We start from the raw sequence: 14,486 nt of genomic DNA, 5'->3' as shown, positions 1-14,486 counted from the left end.
TCACGCGTTTCACTGCAGATCAAGGAGAGCCATCCATGGGCCAGTCAATGCGCCGAGCCATGATTGCGCTGGGCCTGGCAGAGCCTGATGCGCCCGCTGAATCCCGCGTGCCTGAAGACCGCGACCCACAACGTTCCGCCCAGTCGGCTGGTCCGCGTGATCGCCCCGCTCGATCAGATCGCCCGGACTCCGGCCAGCGTTCGCAACGCTCGCAGGCTCCGGTGGGTCAGCAGGCTTCTGCCCGCCGTGACAGCACCGAGCCCGCAGGCCGTGCTTCCTCCACCCAGCGCGGACCGGAGGACACTCGGTCAGCGCCGGCGGCACAGTCTGCGCCCCGCGGCCGTACACAGCAATCCCGGCGGGATGCCGAATACCGCGCTCCGGTGACCCCCATCAAGCGCGCCCCCTCCACTTCACGAGAGAATGCCGACGACATGCGCACCATCACCACCGTGCACCCGCGCTCCTACAACGATGCCAAGTCCGTGGGGGAGTCCTTCCGGGACGGTACCCCCGTGATCATGGACCTGACGGATCTGGGTGAGGCGGAAGCCAAACGTCTGGTGGATTTTGCCGCTGGTCTGGTCTACGCCCTGCACGGTTCCATTGAGCGGGTCACCACCACGGTGTTCCTCCTCACCCCGTCTTACGTGGAAGTGGTGGACAACACCGCCGGTGCCGCGGATGAATCCGCCGAACCGGCCTGAGGGTAGACGTGCAGATCATCCTGGGCATCTTGTATGTGCTGGTCCATCTCCTGGTGTTGACGGTTCTGGCCCGTTTTGTGCTGGAGATGGTGACCTCCTGGTCGCGTAACTGGCGTCCCCGCGGGTTCATGCTGGTTTTTGCCACCGTGATCTATTCGGTGACGGACCCCGTGTTCAAGCCGTTGCGTCGCTTGATTCCTCCGCTACGCATGGGGGGCATTGCCCTGGACCTTTCGGCCATCATTCTCATCTTTGGTCTGACGGTTCTGCGTGGCGTGCTGGCCACCTTGTTTTTCAACTGACCCGGACGTTGTCTCAAGTGAGGCATCAGGTGCGGTAGCTGGCCGCGGTGAGTCGTGGGCTTTCCGGTGGACAGCCGGGCAACCCAACAGTGGGGAACCGCGCCGGAGGATGTACTGTGTTGGGAGAACCAAGACCATTGCGTCGGTGGACCACACCTGCACAGGGTCACCTGAACTCACCGTGGCCGGGCTGGCTTTCGGGGAGTCAGCAGTGACCCCGTAGAACTGATCCATCTGTTGAACCGGTCCACCACCTTGGGCGCCAGCCCTCGCAATGACCTGCACGAGGAGAGAAAACACCCCATGGCTTTGACTCCTGAAGACGTCATCAACAAGCGGTTTCAGCCCACCAAGTTCCGCGAGGGCTATGACCAGGATGAAGTTGATGATTTCCTGGATGAGATTGTCCTGGAACTGCGCAATCTGAACCAGGAGATCGCAGGTCTGACCCAGCAGCTTGAGGCTGCCGGTGAGCAGCCCGCTCGCACTCAGGAGACGGCTGCGGAGTCCTCCACTGCGGATGAGGCTGCCCCAGCTGCGGAGTCCACCCCTGTGGAGGAGCCCGTCCAGGCTGCAGCGGCCGCTGAGCCGGCCCAGCCGGCGGAATCGGATGCCTCCCAGCAGGCTGTCGGCTTGGTTGCCATGGCACAAAAGCTGCACGATGACTACGTGGCCACGGGCCGTGCCGAGCATGATCGCCTGGTGGCCGAAGGCCAGAGCAACGCGGAGCGGATGGTTTCTGACGCCCAGCGGTCCAAGGATGAAGTCCTGGCCGGTTTGGAGCAGGAGCGCGGCACCCTGGAGCAGAAGGTCAATGACCTCAAGGGCTTTGAGGCTCGCTACCGTGAAAGCCTCAAGGAGTTCATCTCCCGTCAGCTGCATGACATTGAGACCGCACCGGCTGTCATCTCAGAAACCGACCAGGCCTGAAACCGGTTCAGCACACCGTTCAGCCAGTGCCTAGAAGAAACGCCCGCAGCCCCAAGCTCTACCTGCTTGGGGCTGCGTTGACCGCCTTGACCGTGTACGTCCTGGACCAAGCCACCAAGGCCTTTGTGGAACGCACCATGCAATTGGGCGAATCCATCTCCGTGCTCGGTGACTGGCTGCGATGGCACTACATTCTCAATCCCGGTGCGGCCTTTTCCCTGGGAGAGAATTACACCTGGCTGTTCACCGCCATCATGGCGGTGGTCTCCGTGGGGATTCTGATCTACCTGCCGCGTGTGCGCAGCTGGCCCTGGGTTCTGGGACTGGGCATGGTGCTGGGGGGTGCGCTGGGAAATCTCACCGACCGCCTGTTCCGCTGGCCAGGGTTCCCCAACGGTCACGTGGTGGATTTCATTCACGTTCAGCACTTTGCCGTGTTCAACATCGCGGACTGCGGTGTGGTGGTCGGCATCGCCTTGATCGCCCTGCTGCTGCTGACCGGCCGGGAGGCAGACGGTACGCGCTACAGCCCCAAGAAAAAGCACCCGGACGCAGAATCCACTCAGGCATGACGGAGCGGGTGAGGCAGCGGCTGATTGTCACCGCAGAGTTGGAGGGCCAGCGTGCCGATGCGGCAGTGGCCCGGATGGCGGGACTGTCCCGGACCGTCGTCGGGAAGCTGCTGCGGGAAGGTGCGGTGAGCGTCAACGGACGCGCTGTGGCCAAATCGGAAAAGCTGCCCGCCGGTATGCAGGTGGACGTACTGCTACCGGAGCCGGTGGATCTGGCGGCGATCACCCCGGAGGTGGTGGCGGGATTCGAGGTGGTCTACCTGGATGACCACATTGTGGTGGTGGACAAGCCCGCAGGCGTGGCAGCACACCCCTCCCCGGGGTGGAAAGGCCCCACCGTGGTCAGCGCGTTGGCAGGTGCCGGGGTGTCCGTGAGTACTTCCGGGGCTGCTGAACGCCAGGGCATTGTGCATCGCCTGGATGTGGGCACCTCCGGGCTCATGGTGGTGGCCCGCACAGAGCACGCGTACACCGCCCTCAAAAGGGCGTTCAAAGAGCGAGCGGTGGAGAAGGTGTATCACACGGTGGTGCAGGGGCTTCCGGACCCCCTGGAAGGCACCATTGACGCCCCCATCGGGCGCCACCCCGGCTATGAATGGCGCTTTGCCGTGGTGGATGACGGCCGTGACTCCGTGACGCATTACCAAACCCTGGAAGCCTTTGGCCGAGCCACCCTGGTGGAGGTCCATTTGGAGACCGGGAGAACACACCAGATTCGCGTGCACTTCTCCGCCTTGCGTCACCCCTGTTGCGGTGATCTGACTTACGGGGCAGACCCCGGATTGTCGGCTGCGCTGGGCCTGACGCGACAATGGTTGCATGCCCGTAGGCTCGGCTTTGAACACCCCGCCACGGGGGAGCAGGTCACCTTTGAGAGTGCGTATCCCCAAGATTTGGACTACGCCCTGGAGACCCTGCGCGACGGCGGTCCCTGAGCGGATTCCAGAGTCTTTCCTCACGTGGGCGCCGGGTGGGTTGCACCCGTGGCTGTCCGAGCGGACCGCTAGACTCTTTCGGTGACCAAGGGCAAGGGATTTACGCATCTGCACGTGCACACCGAGTATTCAATGCTCGACGGTGCAGCCCGACTCGACGACCTCTTTGAGGCCTGTCACGCCAACGGTATGGACTCCCTGGCCACCACGGACCACGGATTCGTGTTCGGTGCCTACGACTTCTGGGCCAAGGCCAACAAAGCCGGAATCAAACCGATCATTGGCGTTGAGGCCTATGTGACTCCGGGCACGCACCGCACGGATCGCTCGCGGGTGAAGTTTCACGAAGGCGGCCGCGAAGACGTCTCCGGTGGTGGCGCCTACACCCATATGACCTTGCTGGCTGAAACCACGCAAGGCATGCAAAACCTGTTCCGGGCCTCCTCCTACGCCTCCCTGGAAGGGCAGCTCTACAAGCCGCGCATGGACCGGGAGCTGCTGAATCAGTACGGCAAGGGGCTGATTGCCACCACGGGGTGCCCCTCCAGCGAGATCCAGACCCGCCTGCGATTGGGGCAGTACAAAGAGGCGGTGGAGGCTGCTGCTGAGTTCCGGGACATCTTTGGTGCGGAAAACTACTACTGCGAGATCATGGATCACGGCCTGGGGATCGAGAAGAACATCCACCAGGATTTGATGAAGCTGGCCAAGGACCTCCACCTGCCGTTGGTGGCCACCAATGACCTCCATTACACGCACGCAGAAGATGCCAAAGCCCATGCTGCGTTGCTCTGCGTACAGTCCGGTTCCACTCTGGCTGACCCCAAGCGCTTCAAGTTCGACGCCGATGAGTTCTACCTGAAATCGCCTGCGGAGATGCGTGACCTCTTCCGCGACTACCCGGAAGCGTGCGACAACACTCTGGAAATCGCTGAACGCTGCCACGTGGAGTTTGATGAATCCATCGGCAAGTTCATGCCCGTGTTCCCCGTGCCGGAGGGCGAGAACGAGGCTTCCTGGTTTGCCAAGGAAGTGGATGCGGGACTGGACTACCGGTTCCCCAACGGGGTGCCGCAGGATGCCCGGGACCAGGCTGAGTATGAAAAAGGCATCATCCAGCAGATGGGTTTCCCCGGGTACTTCCTGGTGGTGGCCGACTTCATCAACTGGGCCAAGGACAACGGCATCCGCGTGGGTCCGGGCCGTGGCTCGGGTGCGGGCTCCATGGTGGCTTACGCCATGCGCATCACCGAGCTGAACCCCTTGGAACACGGCCTGATCTTTGAGCGGTTCCTCAACCCGGAACGTGTGTCCATGCCGGACTTTGACGTGGACTTTGACGATCGCCGTCGTTCAGAGGTCATCAAGTACGTGACCGAAAAATACGGTGACGAACGGGTGGCCATGATTGTCACCTACGGCACCATCAAGGCCAAGCAGGCGCTCAAGGACTCCTCCCGGGTGCTGGGCTATCCGTTCTCCATGGGGGAGAAGCTGACCAAGGCCATGCCGCCGGACATCATGGGCAAGGGCATCTCCCTGGCCGATGTCTACAACAAGGACGCCAAGCGCTATGACGAAGCCGGTGAGCTGCGAGAGGTCCTGGAGGAAGACCCGGAAGCCGCCAAGGTATTTGAGACCGCCACGGGGCTGGAAGGGCTCAAGCGGCAGTGGGGTGTGCATGCGGCCGGTGTGATCATGTCCTCGGACCCGCTCATTGACATCATCCCGCTGATGCGCCGCGAGGCCGACGGCCAGGTGATCACCCAGTTCGATTACCCCACGTGTGAAGGCCTGGGGCTGATCAAGATGGACTTCCTGGGGTTGCGCAACCTCACCATCATCTCCGATGCCCTGGAGAACATCACGTTGAACCGGGACGGCTTTGTGCTGGACCTGGAAACCCTGGAACTGGACGACAAAGCCTCCTACGAGCTGCTGGCTCGCGGGGACACCTTGGGGGTGTTCCAGCTGGACGGTGGCCCCATGCGCTCCCTGCTGCGCTTGATGCAGCCCGATGAGTTCGAGGACATTTCCGCTGTGCTGGCGCTCTACCGGCCCGGCCCCATGGGCGTGAATTCGCACACCAACTACGCCCTGCGCAAGACCGGCCAGCAGGAAGTCACCCCCATCCATCCGGAGCTGGAAGAGCCCCTGGCGGAGATCCTGGACACCACCTACGGCCTGATCGTGTATCAGGAGCAGGTCATGGCCGTGGCCCAGAAAGTGGCCAATTACACCCTGGGTCAAGCGGACCTTCTGCGCCGGGCCATGGGCAAGAAAAAGAAGTCCGAGCTGGACAAGCAGCAGGACGCGTTCTTTGGCGGGATGAAGGACAACGGGTACTCGGAGGACGCCGCCAAAACCCTGTGGCACGTGCTGGAGTCCTTCTCCGACTACGCCTTCAACAAGGCGCACACGGCCGCCTACGGTCTGGTGTCCTACTGGACCGCTTATCTCAAGGCCCACTACCCGGCCGAATACATGGCCGCCCTACTCACGTCAGTGGGCGATGACAAGGACAAGCTGGCGCTCTACCTCAATGAATGCCGCCACATGGGCATCACGGTACTGCCCCCGGATGTCAATGAATCGGTGATCACCTTCACCCCGGTGGGCAGTGACATCCGCTTTGGCATGGCCGCTGTGCGCAACGTGGGTGCCAACGTTGTCCAGGGCATTGTGGATGCCCGTGAGGAAAAGGGCTCCTTCACCTCCTTCAACGACTTCCTCTCCAAAGTGCCGGTGGTGGTGTGCAACAAACGCACCATTGAATCGCTGATCAAATCCGGTGCTTTCGACCAGTTGGGCCACACACGGCGGTCCCTGGTGATGTGCCACGAGCAGGCGATTGACGACGTCGTCGCCCAGAAGAAGAACGAAGCCAAAGGTGAGTTCACGTTTGATCTGTTCGCCATGGGCGGGGATGATTCCGGAGCGGAGGATTCGCAAGGCACCCAGGTGGACGTTCCTGATGTGCCCGAGTGGGAGCGGAAGGACATGCTGTCGTTCGAGCGCGAAATGCTGGGGCTCTACGTCTCCGATCACCCGCTGCGCGGGCTGGACGATGCCCTGGGACAGTACTCGGACACCACCGTCCAAGCGTTGCTGGCAGAAGACGGCGGGAAGCCCGACGGCGCCATTGTGACCGTTGCCGGGATGATCACCTCCGTACAGCGCCGGATTGCCAAGTCCTCCGGCAATGCCTACGCCCGCATTGAACTGGAGGACCGGACGGGCTCCGTGGAGATCATGTTCTTCGGCAAGACCTACGCACCCATTGCGGGAGTCCTGGCCGAAGACCTGATCTGCTCGGTCAAGGCGCGCCTGCAGAAGCGCGACGACGGCTCCACCTCCCTGTCCGCCATGGAACTGACCGTTCCGGAGATCAATCCGGACGGGCACTCCGGTCCGGTCAAAATTGCGCTGGCCGAGCACAAGGCCACCGAACACACCGTGCATGCTCTGGCCGAGGTGCTGCGCAATCATCGCGGAGACTCGGAAGTCCGGGTGCACCTGGAGACCCAGCGTTCCCTGCAAATTTGGTCCCTGCCGCCGCAGTACCGGGTCTCTGCCTCTCCGGCGCTGTTCGGGGATCTGAAGGTGCTGCTGGGCCCGGCATGCCTGGAAGTGGCCAACTGAGAAGCTGCCCGTACGCCACCGTAGAATGGATGGCGTGAATTCCAGCAGCCAGCCCACCCACGAACCGTCCACAGGTGCGGACAATGTCCCCGTCACCGCTGAGGCAGGTGGAGGGGCTCCCACCATGCGCACCGTTGACCTGCGTGGGCGTGAGTTGACCTGGGCTCAGCTGCGTGCAGCCGTCCCGCGGCAGACCCCTCAGTCCTTGGGGCAAGCGGAAGAGACTGTGCGAGGCATCATCAATCACGTGCGGACTGACGGCGCTGAGGCTCTACGTGAATATGCTGCACGGTTTGACCGTGTGGAACAGGACCGTTTGCGGGTTGATCCGGCAGCCATTCGTGCTGCGGTGGATCAGTTGGACCCCAAGGTTCGCCACGGTTTGGAATCCGCCATCGAACGGTGCCGCACATTCGCTGCGGCCCAACGGCCAGCGGATGCCCACGTGGAGGTGGCACCTGGTGCCAGGCTGGTTCACCGCTGGACCCCGGTGGCTCGCGTGGGGCTGTATGTACCCGGCGGATTGGCCGTCTATCCGTCCTCAGTGGTCATGAACGTGGTTCCTGCCCAGGCCGCCGGGGTGGACTCCGTGGTCCTGTGCACCCCGCCCCAGGCGGAGTTCGGCGGTCTGCCGCACCCCACCATCCTGGCCGCCGCGGGACTGCTGGGGGTGGACGAGGTGTGGGCCATCGGCGGTGCCCAAGCGCTGGCGGCCATGGCCTACGGGCTCACAGATTCCGATCACGGTGACACCTTGGAAGCGGTGCAAACCATCACCGGACCGGGCAACATATTTGTGGCAACGGCCAAGCGATTGCTGCGCTCGATGGTGGGCGTGGATGCGGAGGCTGGAACCACAGAGATCGCCGTGATCGCCGATCACACCGCGGATCCCGTTTTTGTTGCCGCAGATCTGATGTCGCAAGCCGAACACGACCCTGATGCGGGCTCCGTGCTGATCACCCATGACCCCCAGATGGCTCAGCGGGTGGCAGAGGCCATTGCGCAAATGGCTCCGCAGGCCCGTCACGCCGAGCGCATCAAGACCGCGTTGGAAGGCCCGCAGTCCGGGGTGATTCTCACCGATGACCTGGCGGCCTCCATCCAGGCAGCCGATGCCTACGCCGCCGAGCACCTGGAGATTCACACCGAACACCCGCGCGACGTGGCCGCGCGTATCCGCAATGCTGGTGCAATTTTCGTGGGCCCCTACAGCCCCGTACCGCTGGGTGACTACGCTGCTGGCTCCAACCACGTGTTGCCCACGGGCGGTTCAGCGGTGTACGCCCAAGGGCTGTGCACCACCAGTTTCATGAAGGCCGTTCAAGTCATCGAGTACACCCAGGAGGCCCTGGGGGAGCTCGAAGATGACATTGTTGCTCTGGCAGAGGAAGAAAACCTGCCCAATCACGGTGTGGCAGTCGCTCTTCGTGGTCAGCGCACGGTCAACGTCCCCGGCGGAGAGGCTTGATCCATGCACTGCCCTTTCTGCCGTCACCCGGATTCCAAGGTGGTGGACTCTCGCACCACTGACGACGGCGCCGCGATCCGCAGGCGTCGGCAGTGCGGTTCCTGCGGTCGCAGGTTCTCCACGCTGGAGACCACCTCCATTTCGGTGATCAAACGCTCCGGGGTCACCGAACCCTTTGAGCGCTCCAAGATCGTCTCCGGTGTCCGCAAGGCTTGTCAGGGACGGCCGGTCACGGAGGATGACCTGGCCAAATTGGCTCAGGAGGTGGAAGAGTCCGTGCGCTCGGCAGGTATTGCCGAAATTGAGGCCCATGAAGTGGGGCTGGCCATCCTGCAACCTCTGCGCCGCTTGGACGTGGTGGCCTACCTGCGGTTTGCCTCCGTGTATCAGGCTTTTGACGATCTCAATGACTTTGAGTCGGCCATTGAGGTCTTGCGTCAAGAGCAACAAGTCCAGACCGTGGGCCAGCAAGCGCTGGTGGAGGATGGCGCCCATGCCCCACGTAGGTCACGACGCCCCGGATTGAACTCTCAACCCAAGAGTCAGACTCGATCTGCTCCAAGTCGAACTGAAAAATCTTCAAACTCTCAACCTGGACAGGAACGTTTACTTTAAACCCGCGTATTGACGGGCCTGATGGGGCTCCGGTGAGTGAACGTGGTGGAACGGGAACCCCAATCACGGGTGGATTTTGCCTCGATTCAAAAAAATTGGGGCACTTTGGGTTGCACATCCCGGAATTGTGGTCCTAAACTGAAACCACAAAGCCCGGTAGGGGTTGCGGAGGGGAAGCCGCGACACCTACCGGGCTTTATTCATGCCCTGGGTCGAGTGGGGTCAAACATCAAGTCTCACTTCCAGCAGAAGACTTGAAACGCATTTGCAGGGACCGCCATGGCTCGACCTGGACGTTGAGACTCGATTCAACGTTTACGTGAGACTTTTGGTTGAGCTCCCATCTGACGGTCGAGATCATCAAAAAGCCGCGAGTCCCCACGTCATGACGTGGGGACTCACGGCTGGATGGGGAATGGGAGTACCAGATGGGAGCTGGGCGCCGGACTCCCAGCAGAGCGCTGCACTACCAGATGGGGGCTCAGGCCTCCCCGGTGGTGGAGACCGCATCCCCCTCGGCCCAGAGGGCAGCGCCCACAATTCCGGCGTTGTTGCGCAGCTGCGCCACCTTGATGGGCGTGTTCAACTCCAACAGCGGAAGGAACTTGTCCGCCTTCTTGGACACGCCGCCCCCGATGATGAACAGGGAGGGTGTGAACAGCATTTCCACGTGCTCAAAGTAGGGCTGCAAACGCTTGCTGGCCCACTTCTTGAAGGAGAGGTCATCGCGTTCGCGGGCGGTGGCGGAGGCCCGAGTTTCGGCGTCGTGTCCGTGCAGTTCCAAGTGGCCCAGCTCGGCATTGGGAACCAGCTTGCCGTCCACGATCAGTGCAGAGCCAATACCGGTGCCCAAGGTCATCACCAGCACGGTCCCGTCAATGTCCTTGCCCGCACCGTAGAGGGTTTCGGCAAGGCCTGCGCCGTCGGCGTCGTTGAGAGCTGCCACCGGGCGGTTCAGGATCTCCGCCAGCAGGCCGGCAATGTTGGCCCCAACCCACGTGGGGTCAATGTTGGCGGCCAGCAGGGTCACACCGTCTTTGACAATGGATGGCACGATCACACCAACCGGTGAATCCGGTGCCGGGGCGCCTTCGCGGGACTGTAGCTCAGCCACAATCTGGCGGATGACTTCCGCCACGGCTTCCGGGGTGGCCGGCTGCGGGGTGGGAATGCGGAAGCGTTCGCCCACCAGATCGCCCACCTCCAGATCCACGATGCCGCCCTTGACCCCCGTGCCGCCCACGTCAATTCCGATCACTCGGCGGGAGCTGGTGGGTGATCCCGTGGCCACGGGTGGGACGGGGTCGCCTTCGCGGTGGCCGGTGGTGTTCGGTTGCTGGTTGCTCACGGTGTGGTCCTTTCGCTGGGGCAGCAGTGCCCTCAGGCAGGGTCGGGTTGGGTCAGGATTTCGGCACCGTCTTCGGCGACCACCATGGTGTGTTCAAACTGGGCGGTGCGCTGACGGTCGCGGGTGGTGATGGTCCAGTCGTCATCCCACTGATCCCACTGGATGGTGCCCAGGGTCAGCATGGGTTCAATGGTGAAGATCATGCCCGCCCGGATCTCTGTGGAGTAGCCGGGGGCGGCGTCGTAGTGGGGAATGATCAGACCGGAGTGGAATTCGCGGCCCACACCGTGGCCGGTGAAGTCCCTGACCACGCCGTAGTCAAAGCGCCGAGCGTATTTTTCGATCACGCGCCCGATCACGTTGATCTGCCGTCCCGGACGCACCGCTTTGATCGCTCGGTTCAGGGCTTCCTGGGTCCGTTCCACCAGGAGGCGGGATTCTTGGTCCACGTCTCCCACCAGGAACATGGCATTGGTGTCTCCGTGCATGCCGTCCTTGTAGGCGGTCACATCCAAGTTGATGATGTCGCCGTCCTCCAGCACCGTGGAGTCCGGTATGCCGTGACAGATGACTTCATTGAGGGAGGAGCACAGGGATTTGGGGTATCCCCGGTAGCCCAGGGTGGAGGGGTAGGCCCCGTGGTCGCACATGTAGTCATGGGCAATCCGGTCCAGCTCATCGGTGGTGGTGCCGGGAACACAGGCCTTGCCCGCCTCCTGGAGAGCATTGGCCGCAATCCGCCCGGCGGCGCGTACGCGTTCGATCTCCTCCGGCGTGTACATGTTGGAGTCACTGCCTTCATCCGCTTCAGCCTTGCCCACGTACTCGGGGCGCGTGATGGCAGCGGGCACTGAACGCCACGGGCTGAGCACACCGGGGGTCAAACGGCCCACGGGTGCCCGTCCGGGCTGGGCCGGGGCGTTGTGGGTGGTGGTGGCGGAGGTACGGCTGGTACTCACGTGAGTGGCGCTCCTGGCATTCAAACGACGGCGGAAACTTCCGCAAGCCTAATTGGCTCCGTGCCGTAGGGTAACCAGCAGGGCGCCCGGTTACGGGCCCACAGCAAAAGTTTCACCACTCACCAGCGGAGGACGTCATGGAGTTCTGGTACAACCTGAAGACCGGCGAGGTCGAAGTCGGGGCGCAGTCCGATTACAGCCAGTTGATGGGGCCCTACACCTCACGTGAGGACGCCCAGCGTGCCCTGCAGACCGCCGCAGAGAACACCAAACGCTGGGATGACAACGAACGCGAATACCGTCAGGACAACTGAACAGCATCAGCACCAGCGTGCCCGGTTGAGATCGACTTGAACGTCTAGATCATCCGCCACCGCCGCTACCACCACCACGACGACGGCGCAGCACACCCACGGAGGTGCGCTGCGCCGTCGTCGTAGTGGTGGAGACGGGTTGCTGGGACAGCTCAGCGCTTTCAGCGCACCTCAGTAGGTGTGTTCCTGCGTGGGAAAGGTGCCGTCCTTGACCTCGCGGATGTACTGCGTCACGCCCTGGCTCATGACGGCGCGAAGGTCCGCGTACTGCTTGACGAATTTGGCCACGCGCCCCCCGTTGAGACCCAGCGCATCCTGCCAGACCAGGACCTGTCCGGTGGTGACGGCGCCGGCGCCAATGCCGATGGTGGGGACGCCCAGCGCCTGATCCACAGCGGCCGCCGTTTCTGCCGGCACCATCTCCATGAGGATGGCAAAGGCTCCGGCGGCTTCCAGCGCCAGGGCGTCGTCCAGGACTTTCTGCGCCGCGGCACCACGGCCTTGGATGCGGTAGCCGCCCAGGGCATGCTCTGACTGCGGGGTGAAACCCACGTGGCCGATCACCGGGATTCCGGCCCGGACCACAGCCGCCACGTGATGCGCTGTGCTGGCATCCGCCTCAATCTTGACGGCGTGTGCCCCTCCTTCTTTCATGAACCGCACTGCGGTGCGAACGGCATGCTCCGGGGATTCTTCGTAGGAACCGAACGGCAGATCCACGATCACCAGCGCGCGGGAGGCACCGGCCGCCACTGCGCGGCACATGGGCAGCAGTTCCTCCACCGTGATCGGCAACGACGACGCATTGCCCAGTACCGTCGCGCTGGCCGAATCCCCGACCAGAAGGGTGTCCACGCCTGCGGCGTCAAAGAGCTCGGCAGTCATGAAGTCGTAGCTGGTCAGCATGGTGAAGCGCTCGCCGGTGTCCTTGGCCTGGGCCAAGTGGTGAGTGCGCACTCGTTTGATGGCGGACAGCTGGAAGGCAGACTGATCCGCTGCGGGGGAGGTGTTGCTCATGGTCCCAGCCTATCGGCGCGCAGGGCACGTTCCAGCGTGGTTGGAGGGAGCAGGGTGGCGGGAGGTGTGCAGCGTGGCCGGACAGTGCCGTGCGGCCGGATCTAGTGGGTGACCGGACTGTGGGTGGTGGCTGGACGGCTCCGGCCAGCTGCCCTCGGAGAAACCGCTGACTGTGTGTACAACGCATTCCCGCCCGTGTAAGCAGTGCGTAAAACCTTCCGCCGGGGTTTCCGCGCAGCCTGCTGTGTGTGAGCCGGAAGATAGGGTGGTCTCAAAGAGTCAGTACCGGTGTGAGGAGTTGTCCATGGACCGTCAGCAAGAATTTGTGCTGCGCACCATTGAAGAGCGTGATGTTCGTTTTGTACGGATGTGGTTCACGGATGTCACGGGAACCTTGAAGTCCGTCGCGTTGGCCCCGGCGGAGGTGGAAAGCGCTTTTGAGGAGGGCCTGGGGTTTGACGGCTCCTCCATTGAGGGTCTGTCCCGGGTGACTGAATCCGACATGCTGTTGCAGCCGGACCCCTCCACGTTTCAATTGCTGCCCTGGCGCGGTGAAGATCAGCCCACGGCGCGGATGTTCTGCGACATCCTGACGCCGGAAGGACAACCGTCCATGGCTGATCCGCGCGGTGTGCTCAAACGTGTTTTGGAGAGGGCCGCAGCCAATGGGTTGACCTGCTACACCTCCCCGGAGATCGAGTTCTACCTCCTGAAATCCCCGGAACTGGACCGGGTGACGGATGAACCCGTGCCGGTGGACCGCGAAGGCTACTTTGACCACACCCCGGGTGGGGTGGTGCAGAACTTCCGCCGTGACGTGGTGCTGACTCTGGAAGACGTGGGCATCTCTGTTGAGTTCTCTCACCATGAAGCCGGACCCGGTCAGAACGAAATTGACCTGCGCTACGCGGACCCCCTGCAGACCGCGGACAACATCATGACGTTCCGCACCGTGGTGCGGGAGACCGCACTGGAACACGGCTCCTACGCCACGTTCATGCCCAAGCCGTTTTCCAACCACCCGGGCTCGGGCATGCACACCCATTTCTCCCTCTTCGAGGGGGACACCAACGCGTTCTTTGAGGCTGGCGCGGAGTTCCAACTGTCCAAGATCGCGGGGCATTTCATTGCCGGGGTGCTGCGGCACGCCGCTGAAATGGCCATTGTGACCAACCAGTTCGTGAACTCCTACAAGCGCCTGTGGTCCGGTGCCGAAGCTCCGTCCTACATCTCCTGGGGACACAACAACCGCTCCGCACTGGTGCGGGTGCCGCTCTACAAGCCGGACAAGGTGCAGTCCGCCCGGATTGAATACCGAGGGCTGGATTCAGCGGCCAACCCGTACTTGGCCTACGCCGCCATCATGGCCGCGGGCTTGAAGGGCGTGGAAGGGGAATACGAACTCCCCGCCGTGGAATCCGATGACCTGGCTTCCATGAGTTCAGCCGAACGGCAGGTGGCCGGCCACGAACCCATGCCTGCCAGCCTGCATGATGCCATCCGGGCAGCGGAAAACTCTGAGTTCATGGCAGATCTTCTGGGCGAACAGGTCTTCACCCACTTGATGCGCAACAAACGTGCCGAATGGGAGAGCTACCGCACGGTGGTCACCCGCCACGAACTGCAATCCAACCTGGGTTTGCTCTGAGATGGTGCCCCCGGGGCTTGGCAAGC

13 protein-coding genes are annotated in these 14,486 nt (G+C 62.7%); 10 read left to right on the top strand and 3 right to left on the bottom strand.

Going from position 1 to position 14,486, the window contains the following annotated elements; all coding sequences use genetic code 11:
* Positions 1-35 precede the first annotated feature (35 nt).
* The 8 genes from sepF (at position 36) to nrdR (ending at position 9,174) form a co-directional block, all read left to right on the top strand.
* Positions 36-707, top strand: coding sequence for a cell division protein SepF (gene sepF, locus Q4G32_RS06720; protein WP_303350203.1), 672 nt, complete (start codon positions 36-38; stop codon positions 705-707).
* Positions 708-715: 8 nt separating this feature from the next.
* On the top strand, positions 716-1,009 hold the full coding sequence (locus Q4G32_RS06715) for a YggT family protein (RefSeq protein ID WP_303350201.1): 294 nt from the start codon (positions 716-718) through the stop codon (positions 1,007-1,009).
* Between the two features lie 303 nt (positions 1,010-1,312).
* Positions 1,313-1,939 (top strand): DivIVA domain-containing protein, encoded by a 627-nt coding sequence (locus Q4G32_RS06710; RefSeq protein ID WP_303350200.1) that lies wholly within the window; start codon positions 1,313-1,315, stop codon positions 1,937-1,939.
* A 26-nt stretch (positions 1,940-1,965) separates the two neighbouring features.
* Complete coding sequence (gene lspA, locus Q4G32_RS06705; RefSeq protein ID WP_303350198.1) at positions 1,966-2,511, top strand: signal peptidase II; 546 nt, start codon at positions 1,966-1,968, stop codon at positions 2,509-2,511.
* On the top strand, positions 2,508-3,446 hold the full coding sequence (locus tag Q4G32_RS06700; RefSeq protein ID WP_303350196.1) for an RluA family pseudouridine synthase: 939 nt from the start codon (positions 2,508-2,510) through the stop codon (positions 3,444-3,446). Before lspA ends, Q4G32_RS06700 begins: the two co-directional genes overlap by 4 nt.
* A 132-nt stretch (positions 3,447-3,578) precedes the next feature.
* Entirely contained in the window at positions 3,579-7,088 is a 3,510-nt protein-coding gene (gene dnaE, locus Q4G32_RS06695) for a DNA polymerase III subunit alpha (protein ID WP_441327477.1), read from the top strand.
* A gap of 124 nt (positions 7,089-7,212) precedes the next feature.
* Entirely contained in the window at positions 7,213-8,559 is a 1,347-nt protein-coding gene (hisD, locus tag Q4G32_RS06690; RefSeq protein WP_303350347.1) for a histidinol dehydrogenase, read from the top strand.
* A 3-nt stretch (positions 8,560-8,562) separates the two neighbouring features.
* Positions 8,563-9,174, top strand: coding sequence for a transcriptional regulator NrdR (gene nrdR / locus Q4G32_RS06685; RefSeq protein WP_303350193.1), 612 nt, complete (start codon positions 8,563-8,565; stop codon positions 9,172-9,174).
* A 481-nt stretch (positions 9,175-9,655) separates the two neighbouring features.
* On the opposite strand, the gene ppgK is transcribed toward nrdR, so the two are convergent.
* Together ppgK and map are read right to left on the bottom strand one after the other, a co-directional pair.
* Positions 9,656-10,465: a polyphosphate--glucose phosphotransferase gene (gene ppgK / locus Q4G32_RS06680; RefSeq protein WP_303350346.1), complete on the bottom strand. Its 810-nt coding sequence runs from the start codon at positions 10,463-10,465 to the stop codon at positions 9,656-9,658.
* An 89-nt stretch (positions 10,466-10,554) separates the two neighbouring features.
* On the bottom strand, positions 10,555-11,481 hold the full coding sequence (gene map, locus Q4G32_RS06675) for a type I methionyl aminopeptidase (protein WP_303350191.1): 927 nt from the start codon (positions 11,479-11,481) through the stop codon (positions 10,555-10,557).
* A 137-nt stretch (positions 11,482-11,618) separates the two neighbouring features.
* Between map and Q4G32_RS06670 the strand changes: the two genes are divergently transcribed.
* Positions 11,619-11,795 (top strand): SPOR domain-containing protein, encoded by a 177-nt coding sequence (locus Q4G32_RS06670; protein WP_303350189.1) that lies wholly within the window; start codon positions 11,619-11,621, stop codon positions 11,793-11,795.
* Positions 11,796-11,966: 171 nt separating this feature from the next.
* On the opposite strand, the gene panB is transcribed toward Q4G32_RS06670, so the two are convergent.
* On the bottom strand, positions 11,967-12,812 hold the full coding sequence (panB, locus tag Q4G32_RS06665) for a 3-methyl-2-oxobutanoate hydroxymethyltransferase (RefSeq protein ID WP_303350188.1): 846 nt from the start codon (positions 12,810-12,812) through the stop codon (positions 11,967-11,969).
* 304 nt (positions 12,813-13,116) lie between these two features.
* Between panB and Q4G32_RS06660 the strand changes: the two genes are divergently transcribed.
* A complete protein-coding gene (locus Q4G32_RS06660; protein WP_303350186.1) occupies positions 13,117-14,460 on the top strand; it encodes a glutamine synthetase family protein in 1,344 nt (447 codons plus the stop codon).
* Positions 14,461-14,486 lie beyond the last annotated feature (26 nt).

The organism is Kocuria sp. (genome assembly GCF_030538595.1).
Lineage (GTDB): Bacteria > Actinomycetota > Actinomycetes > Actinomycetales > Micrococcaceae > Kocuria.
The sequence above is the reverse complement of the archived record's forward strand: the minus strand, read 5'-3'. Positions and strand labels throughout refer to the sequence as shown.